The sequence below is a fragment of the Devosia sp. genome (assembly GCF_017307565.1).
Classification (GTDB): domain Bacteria; phylum Pseudomonadota; class Alphaproteobacteria; order Rhizobiales; family Devosiaceae; genus Devosia.
Map to the genome: position 1 here is coordinate 6,130 of NZ_JAFKHD010000412.1, position 13,841 is coordinate 19,970.

Here is a 13,841-nt window from a genome sequence, read left to right on the forward strand (position 1 = left end):
CGGGCCCGCCCGCGGCCAGCACAACGTCGCTGCCGACGCCGCCATCCCCATGCACAGCGTTCCCACCGGTGCCTTGATGAACTGCATGGTGTCATACATGGCAAGACACGACGTCACCACGCCGCCGGGCGAGTTGATATACATGTAGATCGGCTTGGTCGGCGCCTCTGCCTCGAGGAACAGCAGTTGCGCGCAGATCAGTGAAGCCATCGTGTCTTCCACCTCGCCGTTCACGAAGATGATCCGCTCGCGCAACAATCGCGAGTAGATATCGAAAGCGCGCTCACCGCGGCTGGATTGTTCCACGACCATAGGGACGAGTTGCATCATGTCGCGCATAGGCGACCTCCGTTCAGTTGGAGTTTCGAATAGTTAAGAGGCCTACCAAAGGGCGAGCGAAACCGTGCGGAGGCCAGGGCCCCTCGCCCGCGTCAATCACACCGGTAGATTGCTTGCCTAGGCCGCGAGCGCCATGACTGCGCTCAGCGGCTCATTATTGTTGGCCGCATCCAAGATGACGACCGGGGCATGTGTCAGCCGAAACCACGTCCCCCCACCCTCGTTCGGTGCGATCTCGAAGGTAACAAGGCTGTCCTCGACCTTTGTCTCCGCCCCAGCGCCGGCCTCGCGCCAGCGGTAGGTCAGGCTGCGGTTTTCCTCTGCAGCGACAACGGAAATCTCCGCTTCTGCCGGCGGTTGCAGCCACCTGTCGAGATATTCGGGGATGGAGAGCGCCCGCCACACCTTCTCCGGCGGCGCGTCGAGCATTGCTTCGAAAACCAGCGTTTCGGCGTCGTCGGTCATTGATCCATCTCCCTGAGCAGATCTTTGAGATTGTCGATACGGCTCGGCCAGAAGTCGCGATATCGCGCCAGCCACCCATGCAAAGGCGCAAAGCCCTCAGGGTCGACGCGGTAATGCGCGAAGCGCCCCTCGCGGCGTTCGCTGATCAACCCTGCCCCCTTGAGCACGGCGATATGCTGCGACATCGCCGGTTGCGAAATGGCAAAGCCCCCTCGCAGGTCGGTAGCCGTCAGCTCCTCCCCCGACAGCCGCTCGAGAATCGCGCGGCGCGTGGGATCGGCCAGAACCTTGAAAATCTCTGCTTCGTTCATGCCAACAAATAAGCACAGACTTATGAGTCGTTGCAAGTACCATGAGCCGGAAACGAAAGTGGGCCCATCGGGCCCACTGACTAGACTGCAAAAACCTCGCGGCGCAGCTCTTCCCAGCTGTCTTTGCTGGGCGCCACCAGCAACCCGCCGTCGGTGTGGCAGGGCCTATATTCGGAGCCGTCGAACCGGGCAACATGGGCACCAGCCTCGCGCATCATCAGCGCGCCGGCCACGTGGTCCCACGGCATGAGCTTGTTATACATCAGGAAGTGCGCGTGGCCGCCCGCTGCCATCCGGTATTCGTGGCCCGCGCAGCGGTAGTTCGCGAACATCTTCACCTTTGCGAGATTGCTCAGCACCTGGCTGCGCATCTCCGCTGGCAGGTATGAGACCGAAGCGAGGCCACCCATTTCGGAAAGCGCTGTCGGTTCAGCATATTTCTGGCGAACGCGACGGCCATCGGGGAAAACCTGCCATGTGCCGCAGCCACGTTCGGTCATGAAGAAGTCGTCGCCCATCGGATCATAGATGACGCCAGCGACCGTTTCCCCGTTTTCCACCACCGCCGCCATGACGGCGAACAGCGGCAGACCAGACGCGAAATTATAGGTGCCATCGACTGGATCGACGAAGATCACCGTGCGGTCTTCGAAAGACCCGTTGAGCAGGTTGGGATTGGCGGACACAGCCTCTTCGCCGATCACCACCGTATTGGGCGAGTGGGCATTGATCGCAGCGGTAATGGCCCGCTCGGCGCTTTCGTCGGCTTCAGTCACGAGATCGAATGCATTGGCCTTGGAGCGCACCATGCCATCGTCGAGCCGGCGGAAGCGCGGCATGATTTCGTCCTTGGCGGCCTGACGGAGAATGGCGGCCAAGCGTTCGATGTTCATGCGTCTGCATCCTTTTGGTTGAGGGTAAGACCAGCAAAATCGAAAAGCTTCGGATCAAGCATATGGCTGGGATTGATGTTGCCTAGCGCACGGATCATGACGTCCTTACGACCGGGCATCCGCTTTTCGATGTCGGTGAGCATGGCCTTCATCGCATTGCGCTCAAGGCCTTCCTGCGAGCCACAGAGGTCGCAGGGAATGATCGGGAACTGCATTGAGTCGGAGAATTTTTGCAGGTCTTCCTCGGCGCAATAAATCAGAGGCCGCAGCACGGCCAGATCGCCTTCGTCATTGACGAGCTTTGCCGGCATGGCCGCCAGTTTGCCGCCGTGGAACATGTTCATGAAGAAGGTTTCGAGGCTGTCGTCACGATGGTGGCCCAGCACCAGCGCGGTACACCCTTCCTCGCGCGCGATGCGATAGAGGTTGCCTCGGCGCAGGCGCGAGCACAGCGAGCAATAGGTGGCGCCCTGCGGCAGCTTGTCGGTCACGATCGAATAGGTGTCCTGATATTCGATCCGATGCTCGATCCCGAGGCCTTCGAGGAATTGAGGCAGGATGTGCTTGGGAAAGTTGGGCTGACCCTGGTCGAGATTGCAGGCAAGCAATTCAACCGGCAGCAGGCCGCGCCACTTCAAATCCAGCAACAGCGCAAGCAGCCCATAGCTGTCCTTGCCGCCGGAAAGCGCGATCAGCCACTTCTCGCCCGGCTTCACCATGGCGAACTTTTCCAGCGCCTCACGCGTATTGCGGATCAGGCGCTTCCGGAGCTTGTTGAATTCAACAGAGCGCGGCGCGTTGGCATAGATCGGGTGGGCGCCGACTTCGCTGTCATCGGCGGGCGTGGCGGGGGCTTCCATCACCGCGGTCATGGCGAAACTCTCATAAACATCTTTGCGTAGCTGATAACGCCTCGTGCCCCCGAGGGGAAGCGAAAGCGAGAGGGGCGAACCTTACCAAAGCTTAACTTCGCGTCCTTGTTTTACGCCCAATGCCACAGTTAGATGACACATCTTCCTGACACCTTGGAGTCTCCCGGTGTTCCGCTCCTTCTTCCCAGTTCCCAAGATATTCTTTTCCTCTGCTGCGCTCTGGATGCTAGCGGCGGTGCTCATATGGTTCACCGTTGGCGATCCTCTGCGCGCCGCCATCAGCATCGATCGGTTCACCCACCCAGTGGTCGCCTCGATGGAAGTGCTGGCGGATCCGCCGGCGACTGCGGACGGAACTCATGCCACACCGCCCGCGGCAGGTATTCGGCAAACTGATCCGAACGCTCCGGCATCGACGGAAAGCAAGGAAAGCGCCTCCCAGCAGGCCGCCGCTGCCGGCGCGGCCGAATCCTCGGTCGGCAATTTCCTCAATGGTGACCGCATCTGGCTCTACCAGTATGTGCTCATGATCTCGGTGCTGTTCTGCGTCTTCTGGTACTTCTACCAGCGCAACGAGTGGTACTGGTGGAGCGTCGTTGGCTCGACGGGCATCCTGCTGGTCATCTATTTCCAGGTCCAGGTCGAAGCCTTCGTCAACGCCTGGTCCGGTGTATTCTTCGATATGATCCAGTTGGCCCTGACACAGCCGAGGTCTGTGACGCCGGAGCGCTTCTACGGCGAAGTGTTCACGCTGCTGATCGTCCTGATGCCGACGATCCTCGTTTCCGTGCTTCTCGCCTTTTTCACCTCGCACTACGTCTTCCGTTGGCGCAAGGCGATGAACTTCTACTACATGGCCTCCTGGCCCTCGATCCGTCAGACCGAAGGCGCCGCACAGCGCGTTCAGGAAGACACCATGCGCTTCGCCTCGATCGTCGAGGATCTGGGCACGGCTTTCTTCGGCTCGCTGATCACGCTCGTGGTCTTCCTGCCCATGCTGTGGCAGCTTTCGAGCACTGTCACCGAGCTGCCCTTCTTCGGCGAAGTCCCCGGTAGCCTTGTCTGGGTTGCCCTGGCGGCCGCAATTCTCGGCACCATCCTTCTGGCCGTGGTGGGCATCAAACTGCCCGGCCTGAACTTCGCCAATCAGCGCGTCGAGGCGGCCTATCGCAAGGAGCTCGTCTTCGGCGAGGATCATGCCGAACGCGCTGACCCGCCGACCGTCAAGGAGCTCTTCGCAAACGTTCAGAAGAACTACTTCCGGCTCTACTTCCACTACACCTACTTCAACCTCGCCCGTTACGCCTATCTCAACCTAGTCGGCTATGTGCCGCTGTTGACCATGGCCCCGACCATTCTGGCCGGCGTGCTGACCATGGGTATCTACCAGCAGGTACAGTTGGCATTCGGCCAGGTGTCCTCGTCGTTCCAGTTCTTCGCCCGCGCCTGGACCACCATCGTTGAGCTGCAGTCGGTCTATATGCGTCTGCGTCTGTTCGAGAGCTACATCCCGCGCGACCAGCGGCCGATCAAGGCCAGCGTCAGCGGCGCCGCGACGACCTGATCCAAACACGAAGGCCGCTCCCAGGAGCGGCCTTTGTGTCAGGTGGTCAACCCAGACAACAAACAAAAAAGGCCGCCCCGAGGGGCGGCCTTTCAGTTTCAAACTCGGTTCGCTTAGCGCGAGTAGAATTCGGCGACGAGGTTCGGTTCCATCTGGTCCGGGTACGGCACGTCCGACAGAGCGGGTACACGGGCGTAGGTGGCGACCAGCTTGTTGTGGTCGACTTCCACGTAATCCGGCACGTCGCGTTCGGCGAGCTGGACGGCTTCGAGAACGACGGTGAGCTGCTTGGAGCGTTCACGCACTTCGATCTTGTCGCCGACCTTGACCTGGTAGGACGGAATGTTCACGCGCTTGCCGTTGACGAGAACGTGGCCGTGGGACACGAACTGACGGGCGGCGAAGACGGTGGCAACGAACTTTGCACGGTAGACGATGGCGTCCAGGCGGCTTTCGAGCAGACCGATCAGGTTTTCGCCAGTGTCGCCCTTACGGCGGTTGGCTTCGTCATAAAGACGACGGAAACCCTTTTCGGTGATCGAGCCATAGTAGCCCTTCAGCTTCTGCTTGGCGCGCAGCTGCAGACCGTAGTCCGAGAGCTTGCCCTTACGACGCTGACCGTGCTGGCCGGGGCCATAGGCACGTGCGTTGAGAGGGGACTTCGGACGGCCCCAGATGTTCTCGCCAAGACGGCGGTCAATCTTGTACTTTACAGAATGACGCTTCGACATCGCGTATCCCTTTCTTTGTTAGAATGGATCGCGCCCTCCTTTGCCCTTGTCGCCAAGGGCCGACAGATTCCTAAAAATTCAGGAGATCCCGGGTGCGCCTATAGACCCGAAGGCCGGATAGGTGGGCGCTTGATAGTGTCCAAGCGCCGGCAAGTCAAGCCAAAGGCCCGGTTTTCTAGGCCATTCGTTTGTCGATATGCCGCTGCTCGCGCAGCTGCGGGAATAGGCGGCTCCAGACCACGGCGATGATCATGGCGCCGAAGCCGCCGATGACGACGGCAGGCACCGGCCCCAGAAGATGGGCGACCGTGCCAGCGCGGAATTCACCCAGCTCGTTCGAGGCCCCGATGAAGACCGAGTTGACCGCATTGACGCGGCCACGGACTTCTTCAGGCGTCCAGAGCTGCATGATGGTCTCACGGATAGTGACGCTGACCATGTCCGAGGCGCCCACCAGAGCGAGCGCGGGAATGGAGATCCAGACGGTGGTCGAGAAGCCGAAGACCACTGTGAAGGCGCCGAAAAGACCGACGAACAGGAACAGGATCTTGCCCGCGTGGTCGCGCACCGGGAAACGGGTCAGGTAGAGCGCCATGAGGATGGCGCCGATACCGGGCGCGGCACGCAGCAGGCCGAGTTCGACGGGGCCGGCGTGGAGAATGTCCTTCACATAGACCGGTAGCAGAGCCACAGCGCCGCCCATCAGAACGGCGAACATGTCCAGCGAAATGGCGCCGAGAACGACCTTGTTCGAGAAAATGTAGCGAAAGCCTCCAAACATGGTTTCGAGGCTTTTCGCCTGATGCGACTGGCGCTGTGCAGGCTTGGGGATCAGCAGCACGGTCACAACGGCACAGAGCAGTAGCGCAGCGCCGGTGCCGAACGCAAAGGTCGGCGAAATGCCATAGAGCAGGCCGCCTGCGGCGGGACCGGTGATCGAAGCAAACTGCCATGCCGACGCATTGACAGTTATCGCATTGGACAGCGCCTCGGGCGGCACCAGATTGGGCGCCAGTGACTGCGCGGCGGGGCCCCAGAAGGCGCGGGCCGTGCCGAGGAAGATCAGCACGACGAAGATCGGCCAAACCTCATGCGCCTCGACGTTGACGAGCGTCAAAAAGGCCAGCGCACAGATCAATTCGACGCTGAGGCAGATCGCCATGATGCCACGGCGATTGAACCGATCCGCCGTCAGTCCGGTGATCAGGATCAGCAGCAGCGCAGGTAGAAAAAGGCAGAGCCCCACAAGACCCAGCAGGAAGGCGTTTCCAGTCACGTCGTAGATCTGCCAGGCGATGGACACCGACATGATCTGCACAGCAAAGCTTACCAACAGCGTGGTGAGCCAGAAAAAACGGAAGCCAAGGTAGCTGAAGGCGAGCTTGGAGGGCTCGGAAGGATGGGGGGTGCTCATAACCCTTCCGGCATGACATTTTGCCGCAACAAGGTCAAAGGCGGAATCGTACCGAACGGTTCGCTCGGCTCATTCTGCGTCAGGTTTGTCCTTGGTAGGCTTCTGCCGGTTGGGATTCGGCCGTTCGTGCCGGCGGTCGATCGAGGAAATAACACCGCGCAGGGTCCGGATTTCCTGGCTGGTGAACCGGCCCCGCGTCAAAGCCGTGCGCAGATTGTTGACCATGCTCGGCCGCTTGTCGGGCGTGGTGAAAAAGCCTGATTGATCCAGAACGCCTTCCAGGTGCTGGAAAAGCCCCACCAGTTCCTCGCGCGGCGCGGCCTCGTCGAGACCGTCGCTGAACGGCAGAACCTTGCCCGGCCCGCCGTGGCGGCGCCATTCATAGGCCATCAACAGCACGGCCTGGGCGATATTGAGCGAGGCAAAAGCTGGCTCCACCGGCAAGGTGACGATCGCGTCGGACATGGCCACTTCGTCGTTGAGCAGCCCCCAGCGCTCACGCCCGAAGAGCAGGCCAGCGCCCTGCCCGGCTGCAATGTGCTGAGCCATGTTGACGGAGGCTTCCTCAGGCCCAAGCACTTCTTTCTGCATGTCGCGTGAGCGGGCCGTCGTCGCATAGACGAGCTTCAGGTCGGAAATCGCCTCTTCGAGCGTTTCGAATACCCGAACCTGTTCAAGCACGTGATCGGCGCGCGAGGCGGCCGCGACGGCTTTTTCATTGGGCCAGCCGTCGCGCGGGCGAACCAGGCGCAGATCCCACAGGCCGAAATTGGCCATAGCCCGCGCGGCCGTGCCAATGTTCTCACCCAGTTGGGGTTCGCAAAGAATGATCGCCGGCCCTGGGGTCAACGTGATCGGGAGCGAAGTATCGGTGCCTGCCATTGCCGCCATCCAGCCAAACTGGCGCGCGACATAGCGCAGATGCCGGCTTCGCGCAAATCAGGCGACGCTCTCGCGCAGCGGAAGCGGCCTCACCTTGGCCGAAGCCTGCCATTCGCGGTCGAGGATGGCGAAGTGCAGCTCCTCGTCCCACTCACCCTGGAACAGCGCGTGTTCCCGATAATGCGCCTCGAGCCGCATGCCGAGCTTCTGCATCAGCTTGGCCGAGTGGTGGTCGCGCCCATCGCAACGGACAAAGACCCGATGGATATGGAAATGGTCGAAGGCCAGATTGAGCATGCTGGTCAGCGCCTCTGTCAGAAACCCGTGGCCAGCCTCGGCGGGATCGATCGCAAAAAGCAATTCACCCTGCCCGGCCGTGGCGTCCGACCATTTTAGCGAAACATGCCCCAGCAAGGCCTTGTCGCCGCGACGCTGCATGGCCAAGGTCAGCGTATCGCCCGGTCGCTGCAGCCCGACCTGGCTGCGCATGATTTCGACGGCCTCCGAGACGTCCTCGCGGTACCGCGTCGGTCGCACGAGGTAGCGCTGCACGCCCGGAAGCAGATGATAGTGGGAGACGAGTGGCACGTCGCTCCGCTCGAAGGTCCGCAGGACCAGCCGATCGGTCGTTAAGGGTAGATCAAGGCCCGACATGATGATTACCGCCCCTTTTGCAAAGCTATGGATGCTCTACACAGACAACAGTGCCAGACGCCGGAAGTTCCTGCCTAAACTGGTATAATTCGCTTTGAAATCAACTGCGAAACAGAAGCCGGCAACGGGTCGACCAAGAGGTCAACTCGGGCAAACAAAACGCAGGAAAATACGCGAGTAAGACGACAGCTCAGGCGTCATTCAGCCATTCGCGTCGGAGGACAGCATAGACCATTTCCTCGTCCCATCCACCCTTGAAGAGGGCGTGCTCGCGAAAATGTGCCTCGCGACGCATACCCAGCCGCTCCATCAGCCGCCACGAGGAATCATTGCGCGCATCGCAACGGGCGAAAATCCTATGCAGATCAGCACCCTTAAAGCCGAGGTCGAAGAGCGCTCGCGCCGCCTCGGTCGCATAACCACGTCCGTGGTAGTCCGGATGAAAAATCCAGCCGATTTCACCCTGTCGTGCCTCGGAGGAGCGCCAGATCAGCGACACTTCACCAATGAGCGCACCTGTCTCCGTCAACTCAGCCGCCAGAACGATCTTGTCCCCCTCCTCGGTCCAGGACGTCTGCGAAATCCGCTGCTGGATAGCCAGAGCGCATTCGTCACGGCTTAGAGGTGCATCGAAAAGGTAGAGGGCAACCTCTTCGCGACTGCGGTAGTCGAATACGGCATCGACATCGCCCCGGGTAAAAGGACGAAGCGTGACGCGCGAAGTCATGATCGGTAGAGCGGGAAAAAATCCCATGGGTCCCTCGTTTTGCGCGCGGCAGTTTCTTCGACCGCGACCAATCTGGCAAGGCTTGCGACAGCCTCTGCCTCGTGCGAGCCTTGCTCCATGAGCAAACCCTCACCAGACGATCTCGACCTTCAGGGGCGCTGCGACTGCGGCGCCATATCGCTCGAGGCTCGCGGACAGGTCGTATCGATGTTCCTGTGCTCCTGCGAGAACTGCCAGCGCACGAGCGGCGGCGGACATTCCTCTGTCGCGCTGTTCCGAACGGACGCCGTCCGTGTCGTTGGCGCGACCAAGTCATATGCGCGCCCCGCAAAGTCCGGGGCGACCTTTATCCGTCACTTCTGCCCCGAATGCGGCACGACGGTTTTGGCGCACAGCTCCCGCGCGCCCGCGCTTCGTATCGTGCCGGTCGGCGTCTTTGCCGGCGAAAACACATGGTTCAAGCCAAACCAGTTGATTTTCTCGCGCACCCACCAGACCTGGGACCTGATCGCGGATCACCTGCCCTGGCACGAAACCTACAGGCGGGACGACAGGGCATGAGCATGGCATCCGAAGAGCTGGTCGATCGCATCCGCGACCTGCTGCCGCCCCGCATTCACTGCATCGAAAAGAAGATGTTCGGCGGTGTCGCCTTTATGCATCGCGGCAATATGCTGGTCGCGCCTCTCAAGGACGGCAGCATGCTGGCGCGCGTCGGCAAGGATGGAATGGACGACGCTCTCGCCCTCTCCGGCGTTTCGACCATGAATATGGGCGAGCGCAGCATGACCGGCTTCGTGGTCGTTTCCGGCGACGCCATCGAGGACGACGACGATCTGCGAACCTGGCTCGATCGCTGCCTGGCCTTCGTCGAAACTCTGCCGCAAAAGTAGTGTCCGCAAGGCGGTGCCAACGAGCGGGCATGCCCCCTTGCCCAGCGCGCCTTTGCGCTTTTCGCGGGTGATGCTATAGGGGCAACGAACGTGGCCGAGGGGCCAGACCAAGGAATTTCTAGGGAGTTATCCGATGAGCAAGATCAAAGTCGCCAATCCGGTGGTGGACCTCGACGGCGATGAAATGACCCGCATCATCTGGCAGGCGATCAAGGACAAACTGATCCATCCCTACCTCGATCTCGACATCAAGTATTACGACCTGTCGATCCAGAACCGCGACGCCACCAATGACCAGGTGACCGTGGATTCGGCCAATGCCATCCGCGAATATGGCGTTGGCATCAAGTGCGCCACCATCACTCCCGATGAGCAGCGCGTCGAAGAATTCGGCCTCAAGAAGATGTGGAAGTCGCCCAACGGCACCATCCGCAACATCCTCGGCGGCGTGATCTTCCGCGAACCCATCATCTGCAAGAACGTGCCACGCCTCGTTCCCGGCTGGACCCAGCCGATCATCGTGGGCCGTCACGCCTTTGGTGACCAGTATCGCGCCACCGACTTCACCTTCCCCGGCAAGGGCAAGCTGACCATCAAGTTCGCCGGCGAAGACGGCACGGTCATCGAGCACGAAGTGTTCCAGGCGCCGGGTTCGGGCGTGGCCATGGCCATGTACAACCTCGACGACTCGATCCGCGACTTCGCCTATTCGAGCTTCAACTACGGCCTCGCCCGCGGCGTGCCGGTTTACCTGTCGACCAAGAACACCATTCTCAAGGCCTATGACGGCCGCTTCAAGGATATCTTCCAGGAGATCTACGAGAAGGAATTCAAGGAGCAGTTCGAAGCCAAGAAGATCTGGTACGAACACCGCCTGATCGACGACATGGTCGCCTCGGCCCTGAAGTGGTCCGGTGGCTACGTCTGGGCTTGCAAGAACTATGACGGCGACGTGCAGTCCGACATCGTGGCTCAGGGCTTCGGCTCGCTCGGCCTCATGACCTCGGTTCTGGCGACGCCCGATGGCAAGATCGTTGAAGCTGAAGCTGCCCACGGCACCGTGACCCGTCACTACCGCCAGCATCAGCAGGGCAAGGAAACTTCCACGAACTCGACCGCTTCGATCTTCGCCTGGACCCGTGGCCTCGCGCACCGCGCCAAGCTCGACGACAACGCCGAACTGGCCAAGTTCGCCGCGACCCTCGAAAAGGTCACTGTCGACACCATTGAAGAAGGCAAGATGACCAAGGACCTGTCCCTGCTCGTCGGTCCGGATCAGCCGTGGCTCTCGACCCTCGGCTTCCTTGATGCCATCGACCAGAACCTGCAGAAGGCCATGGCATAAGCCTTTTGGGCACTTTGAAATGACGAAGGCCGGGTCTTGCGACCCGGCCTTTTTGTTTGTTCGGCGAAGGGGGCTACTTCTTCTTGCCGCCGGCTGCTGCCGCTTCGATGGTCAACTCGAACCGTTCACCCGCCTTGATGGTCACGGGCGTCTCGCTCTCCACATCGCCCTTCTTGGTATAGACGATGTAGTCGCCGGCCTTCAGAGTGGTCTGAACGTTCGGGCCATAACCATAGTCGAACGACTTGGTATTGCCCGCGATGTCCTTGTTCGGGCTGCGGATTTCGACGTAGTCGTCGGTTGGGGTGGTGACAGCGAGCACGCCGGCATCGAGCATGACTGGAATGTCCGTGCGCGCGCCGGTGGTCACCTTGAACGGGATCTGGCCATTCGTGCCATCGAGCTTGTAGTCCATCACATAGTCGCCGGGCGGCAGTTCAAAATCCTGCTCGCCATTGTAGCCATAGGCGATCGACTTGCGGGTGCCATCGAGGGCCACCTTGGCGTCAAAAATCTCCATGAAGATATCGTCCTCGACCTTCACGCCCGGCGCATATTCGGTCTTGAAGAACGCAAGGCCGGTGCCGACGATGACGTCTTCCTCGATGGTTTCGCCAGCCTTGGCCGCATAAGAGCGGGTCACCATGGCTTCGCCGATCTTGACGTCGAATTCGAGATTGCCGGCGGGCAGCACGAGGATCTTGTCGCCGTATTGGGTGGTGACATAGTCGCCGTTGTGACGGATTTCGATCGAGGCGCTCTCGTTGATGTCAGCGCCTTCGCTGGAGCGCGGATGCAACTTGAAGATGGCCGCGTTGAGCACGAAGTGGGTCTTGTTCACCTCGCCGGCCACGATGGTTATGGGCTGCTCGGCAAGGGCATAGCCGTACTCAGCGGTTGCGATGTAGTCGCCCGGCTCCAGCGAGCCCTTGAAGCGCGAATAGTAGTCGGTCCCGACCCATTCGCCCTTGCTGCCATCGGCATTCACTGTGAACCACTGCCAGGTCAGGTTGAGCGGGCCGCCATCTTCGATGTCCGGTCCACCTTCGGCGAGCGATGCCGTCGGCAAGAAATTGTGGTCGAGCACGGGCGTAGGCTCCGGCTTGGGGGCCGGTTCGGGTTCAGGCTGTGCTTGCACCACCTGCGCCACCGTCTTGGTCAGCGCGTCGACGAGCCCCGCACCATCGGCGGCCGAAAGATACTGGCCACCGGTGTTCTCCGCGAGACAGGCCACCTGCTGGCCTTCCTCGTCGGAGAGGCCGAAACCGAGAACATGCGTCGTAAAATCAATGCCTTGCGTCTCAAGCTCGGTCGCGAGCTTGCACGGATCGACCTCACAGGTTTCGAGCCCATCGGTGATGAGGATCACGGTCGCCTTCTCTTCTGTGAAGCGCAGGTCCTCGGCCGCAAGGCGCACGGCGTCGGAGATCGGCGTCATGCCCTTGGGATTGATCCCCTGGGCCGCCTTGGCGATCGCGGCACCCGTGCCAGCGGCCGGCTCGACCAGCATTTCGATATCGCCGCAATTGCCCTTTTCACGGTGCCCATAGGTCATGAAGCCAAGCTCAAGATCGTCGGGCAAGTCGGCCAAAACCTTCGAAAGCGTCTCGCGCGCAATGGTGATGCGCGCCTTGCCGTCGATCTGCGCCCACATCGAACCCGACCCATCAAGCACGATGACCGCCCGCTCGGCCGCAACGGCCGGCATAGCCAGGCCGAGGGCCGCAACGGCACTCAAGGCAAATTTCTTCCAGAATTGCATAGTGATAGCCCTCCAACAGCGCGGCGCACCCGCCGCCTCTCCGCAGCTAGCCTCCGCCCGCCTGAAGCCCGCATGAACGCCATGTTCATGGCTCACTCCCGGCCGTGCCGGGCGCAATCTTGCCAGACTTTGCCGCTCTCGTGCATCACTCTGTGAGGGGGAAAGAATCGTGAGAAAACGTTGGCTGTTGTTGCCGCCGGTGGCTCTGGTCGCCGGCATCTATCTGTTCAACGCCAGTTGGCGCGTGCCCATGCCCGAAGGCGACGGGCTCAGGCTGATCGCTCATCGCGGCGTGCACCAGACCTATCACCGCGAAGAACTGGAAAACGACACCTGCACGGCCGAACGCGTGGACCCGCCGCGCCACGATTACCTGGAAAACACAATAGCTTCGATGGAAGCGGCCTTTACCGCCGGCGCCGACATCGTCGAACTCGACGTCCACCCTACGACCGACGGCCAGTTTGCCGTCATGCATGACTGGACGGTGGACTGTCGCACCGAAGGAACAGGCGAAACCCGCGTCCACAGCATGGCTGAACTTAGGGCACTGGACATCGGCTATGGATACACAGCCGATGGCGGTGCCACCTTCCCATTTCGCGGTAAGTTCGTCGGACAAATGCCTGAACTAAAAGACGTTTTTAGCGCGATGCCGAACCAGAAATTCCTCGTCAACTTCAAGAGCCGCGAGACCCGCGAAGGCGACATGCTTGCCGATCTCATCGCTCAAAGCCCCGATTGGCGTCCGGCTGTCTGGGGCGCCTATGGCGGCGATGAGCCCACCTTCCGCGCGGCTGAACTGATCGATGGCCTCCACGTCTGGTCGCGGCGGGGCCTCGTCGAGTGCCTGGCACAATACGAACTACTCGGCTGGCTCGGCGTGATGCCCGATGCCTGCAAAAACACCCAGGTCATGATCCCCATCAATGTCGCGCCCTTCCTCTGGGGCTGGCCAAATCTCCTTCTCACCCGGCTGAGGGATGCCG

The 13,841-nt window shown here is 60.9% G+C and carries 16 protein-coding genes; 5 read left to right on the forward strand and 11 right to left on the reverse strand.

What is annotated here, in order from left to right:
* From J0I64_RS16985 to ttcA, 5 genes are all read right to left on the reverse strand, one after another.
* Nucleotides 1-339, reverse strand: a 339-nt coding sequence (locus tag J0I64_RS16985; protein ID WP_291410373.1) for an ATP-dependent Clp protease proteolytic subunit, incomplete at its 3' end; no start/stop codon positions are given.
* A gap of 117 nt (nt 340-456) precedes the next feature.
* A complete protein-coding gene (locus J0I64_RS16990) occupies nt 457-804 on the reverse strand; it encodes an SRPBCC domain-containing protein (RefSeq protein ID WP_291410375.1) in 348 nt (115 codons plus the stop codon).
* Complete coding sequence (locus J0I64_RS16995; RefSeq protein WP_291410377.1) at nt 801-1,115, reverse strand: metalloregulator ArsR/SmtB family transcription factor; 315 nt, start codon at nt 1,113-1,115, stop codon at nt 801-803. Before J0I64_RS16995 ends, J0I64_RS16990 begins: the two co-directional genes overlap by 4 nt.
* Nucleotides 1,116-1,195: 80 nt before the next feature.
* A complete protein-coding gene (locus J0I64_RS17000) occupies nt 1,196-2,008 on the reverse strand; it encodes an inositol monophosphatase (protein ID WP_291410379.1) in 813 nt (270 codons plus the stop codon).
* On the reverse strand, nt 2,005-2,868 hold the full coding sequence (ttcA, locus tag J0I64_RS17005; RefSeq protein WP_291410404.1) for a tRNA 2-thiocytidine(32) synthetase TtcA: 864 nt from the start codon (nt 2,866-2,868) through the stop codon (nt 2,005-2,007). The genes J0I64_RS17000 and ttcA overlap by 4 nt, the downstream gene beginning before the upstream one ends.
* A 178-nt stretch (nt 2,869-3,046) precedes the next feature.
* On the opposite strand from ttcA, the gene sbmA reads away from it, so the two are divergent.
* A complete protein-coding gene (gene sbmA / locus J0I64_RS17010) occupies nt 3,047-4,444 on the forward strand; it encodes a peptide antibiotic transporter SbmA (protein WP_291410380.1) in 1,398 nt (465 codons plus the stop codon).
* Nucleotides 4,445-4,557: 113 nt separating this feature from the next.
* Here the strand turns inward: sbmA and rpsD are convergent, their stop codons facing one another.
* The 5 genes from rpsD to J0I64_RS17035 all read right to left on the reverse strand — a co-directional run bounded on the left by rpsD (nt 4,558) and on the right by J0I64_RS17035 (nt 8,879).
* Entirely contained in the window at nt 4,558-5,175 is a 618-nt protein-coding gene (gene rpsD, locus J0I64_RS17015; protein WP_291410382.1) for a 30S ribosomal protein S4, read from the reverse strand.
* Nucleotides 5,176-5,350: 175 nt separating this feature from the next.
* Nucleotides 5,351-6,589, reverse strand: coding sequence for an MFS transporter (locus J0I64_RS17020; RefSeq protein ID WP_291410384.1), 1,239 nt, complete (start codon nt 6,587-6,589; stop codon nt 5,351-5,353).
* Nucleotides 6,590-6,658: 69 nt separating this feature from the next.
* Nucleotides 6,659-7,471 (reverse strand): RNA methyltransferase, encoded by an 813-nt coding sequence (locus J0I64_RS17025; RefSeq protein ID WP_291410386.1) that lies wholly within the window; start codon nt 7,469-7,471, stop codon nt 6,659-6,661.
* Nucleotides 7,472-7,528: 57 nt separating this feature from the next.
* Nucleotides 7,529-8,125: a GNAT family protein gene (locus J0I64_RS17030; RefSeq protein ID WP_291410389.1), complete on the reverse strand. Its 597-nt coding sequence runs from the start codon at nt 8,123-8,125 to the stop codon at nt 7,529-7,531.
* A gap of 190 nt (nt 8,126-8,315) precedes the next feature.
* A complete protein-coding gene (locus tag J0I64_RS17035; RefSeq protein WP_291410391.1) occupies nt 8,316-8,879 on the reverse strand; it encodes a GNAT family protein in 564 nt (187 codons plus the stop codon).
* A 90-nt stretch (nt 8,880-8,969) separates the two neighbouring features.
* Here J0I64_RS17035 and J0I64_RS17040 point away from each other — a divergent pair, with 90 nt between their 5' ends.
* From J0I64_RS17040 to J0I64_RS17050, 3 genes are all read left to right on the forward strand, one after another.
* The gene (locus J0I64_RS17040; RefSeq protein ID WP_291410393.1) at nt 8,970-9,413 is read left to right on the forward strand and encodes a GFA family protein; all 444 of its coding nucleotides are present in this window, start codon (nt 8,970-8,972) and stop codon (nt 9,411-9,413) included.
* Nucleotides 9,410-9,745, forward strand: coding sequence for a TfoX/Sxy family protein (locus tag J0I64_RS17045; protein WP_291410395.1), 336 nt, complete (start codon nt 9,410-9,412; stop codon nt 9,743-9,745). Before J0I64_RS17040 ends, J0I64_RS17045 begins: the two co-directional genes overlap by 4 nt.
* A gap of 133 nt (nt 9,746-9,878) precedes the next feature.
* Nucleotides 9,879-11,090: an NADP-dependent isocitrate dehydrogenase gene (locus J0I64_RS17050; RefSeq protein WP_291410397.1), complete on the forward strand. Its 1,212-nt coding sequence runs from the start codon at nt 9,879-9,881 to the stop codon at nt 11,088-11,090.
* A gap of 73 nt (nt 11,091-11,163) precedes the next feature.
* Here J0I64_RS17050 and J0I64_RS17055 read toward each other — a convergent pair whose 3' ends face one another.
* Nucleotides 11,164-12,852: a VWA domain-containing protein gene (locus J0I64_RS17055; RefSeq protein WP_291410400.1), complete on the reverse strand. Its 1,689-nt coding sequence runs from the start codon at nt 12,850-12,852 to the stop codon at nt 11,164-11,166.
* Between the two features lie 169 nt (nt 12,853-13,021).
* Between J0I64_RS17055 and J0I64_RS17060 the strand changes: the two genes are divergently transcribed.
* Nucleotides 13,022-13,841 (forward strand): glycerophosphodiester phosphodiesterase family protein (locus tag J0I64_RS17060; RefSeq protein WP_291410402.1); only part of this gene is annotated, 820 nt, incomplete at its 3' end.

Bases quoted from the DNA above. Each gene is read 5' to 3' on its own strand.
- J0I64_RS16990 (WP_291410375.1), bottom strand. From the start codon at position 804: ATGACCGACGACGCCGAAACGCTGGTTTTCGAAGCAATGCTCGACGCG.
- J0I64_RS16995 (WP_291410377.1), bottom strand. From the start codon at position 1,115: ATGAACGAAGCAGAGATTTTCAAGGTTCTGGCCGATCCCACGCGCCGC.
- J0I64_RS17000 (WP_291410379.1), bottom strand. From the start codon at position 2,008: ATGAACATCGAACGCTTGGCCGCCATTCTCCGTCAGGCCGCCAAGGAC.
- ttcA (WP_291410404.1), bottom strand. From the start codon at position 2,868: ATGGAAGCCCCCGCCACGCCCGCCGATGACAGCGAAGTCGGCGCCCAC.
- rpsD (WP_291410382.1), bottom strand. From the start codon at position 5,175: ATGTCGAAGCGTCATTCTGTAAAGTACAAGATTGACCGCCGTCTTGGC.
- J0I64_RS17020 (WP_291410384.1), bottom strand. From the start codon at position 6,589: ATGAGCACCCCCCATCCTTCCGAGCCCTCCAAGCTCGCCTTCAGCTAC.
- J0I64_RS17025 (WP_291410386.1), bottom strand. From the start codon at position 7,471: ATGGCAGGCACCGATACTTCGCTCCCGATCACGTTGACCCCAGGGCCG.
- J0I64_RS17030 (WP_291410389.1), bottom strand. From the start codon at position 8,125: ATGTCGGGCCTTGATCTACCCTTAACGACCGATCGGCTGGTCCTGCGG.
- J0I64_RS17035 (WP_291410391.1), bottom strand. From the start codon at position 8,879: ATGGGATTTTTTCCCGCTCTACCGATCATGACTTCGCGCGTCACGCTT.
- J0I64_RS17040 (WP_291410393.1), top strand. From the start codon at position 8,970: ATGAGCAAACCCTCACCAGACGATCTCGACCTTCAGGGGCGCTGCGAC.
- J0I64_RS17045 (WP_291410395.1), top strand. From the start codon at position 9,410: ATGAGCATGGCATCCGAAGAGCTGGTCGATCGCATCCGCGACCTGCTG.
- J0I64_RS17050 (WP_291410397.1), top strand. From the start codon at position 9,879: ATGAGCAAGATCAAAGTCGCCAATCCGGTGGTGGACCTCGACGGCGAT.
- J0I64_RS17055 (WP_291410400.1), bottom strand. From the start codon at position 12,852: ATGCAATTCTGGAAGAAATTTGCCTTGAGTGCCGTTGCGGCCCTCGGC.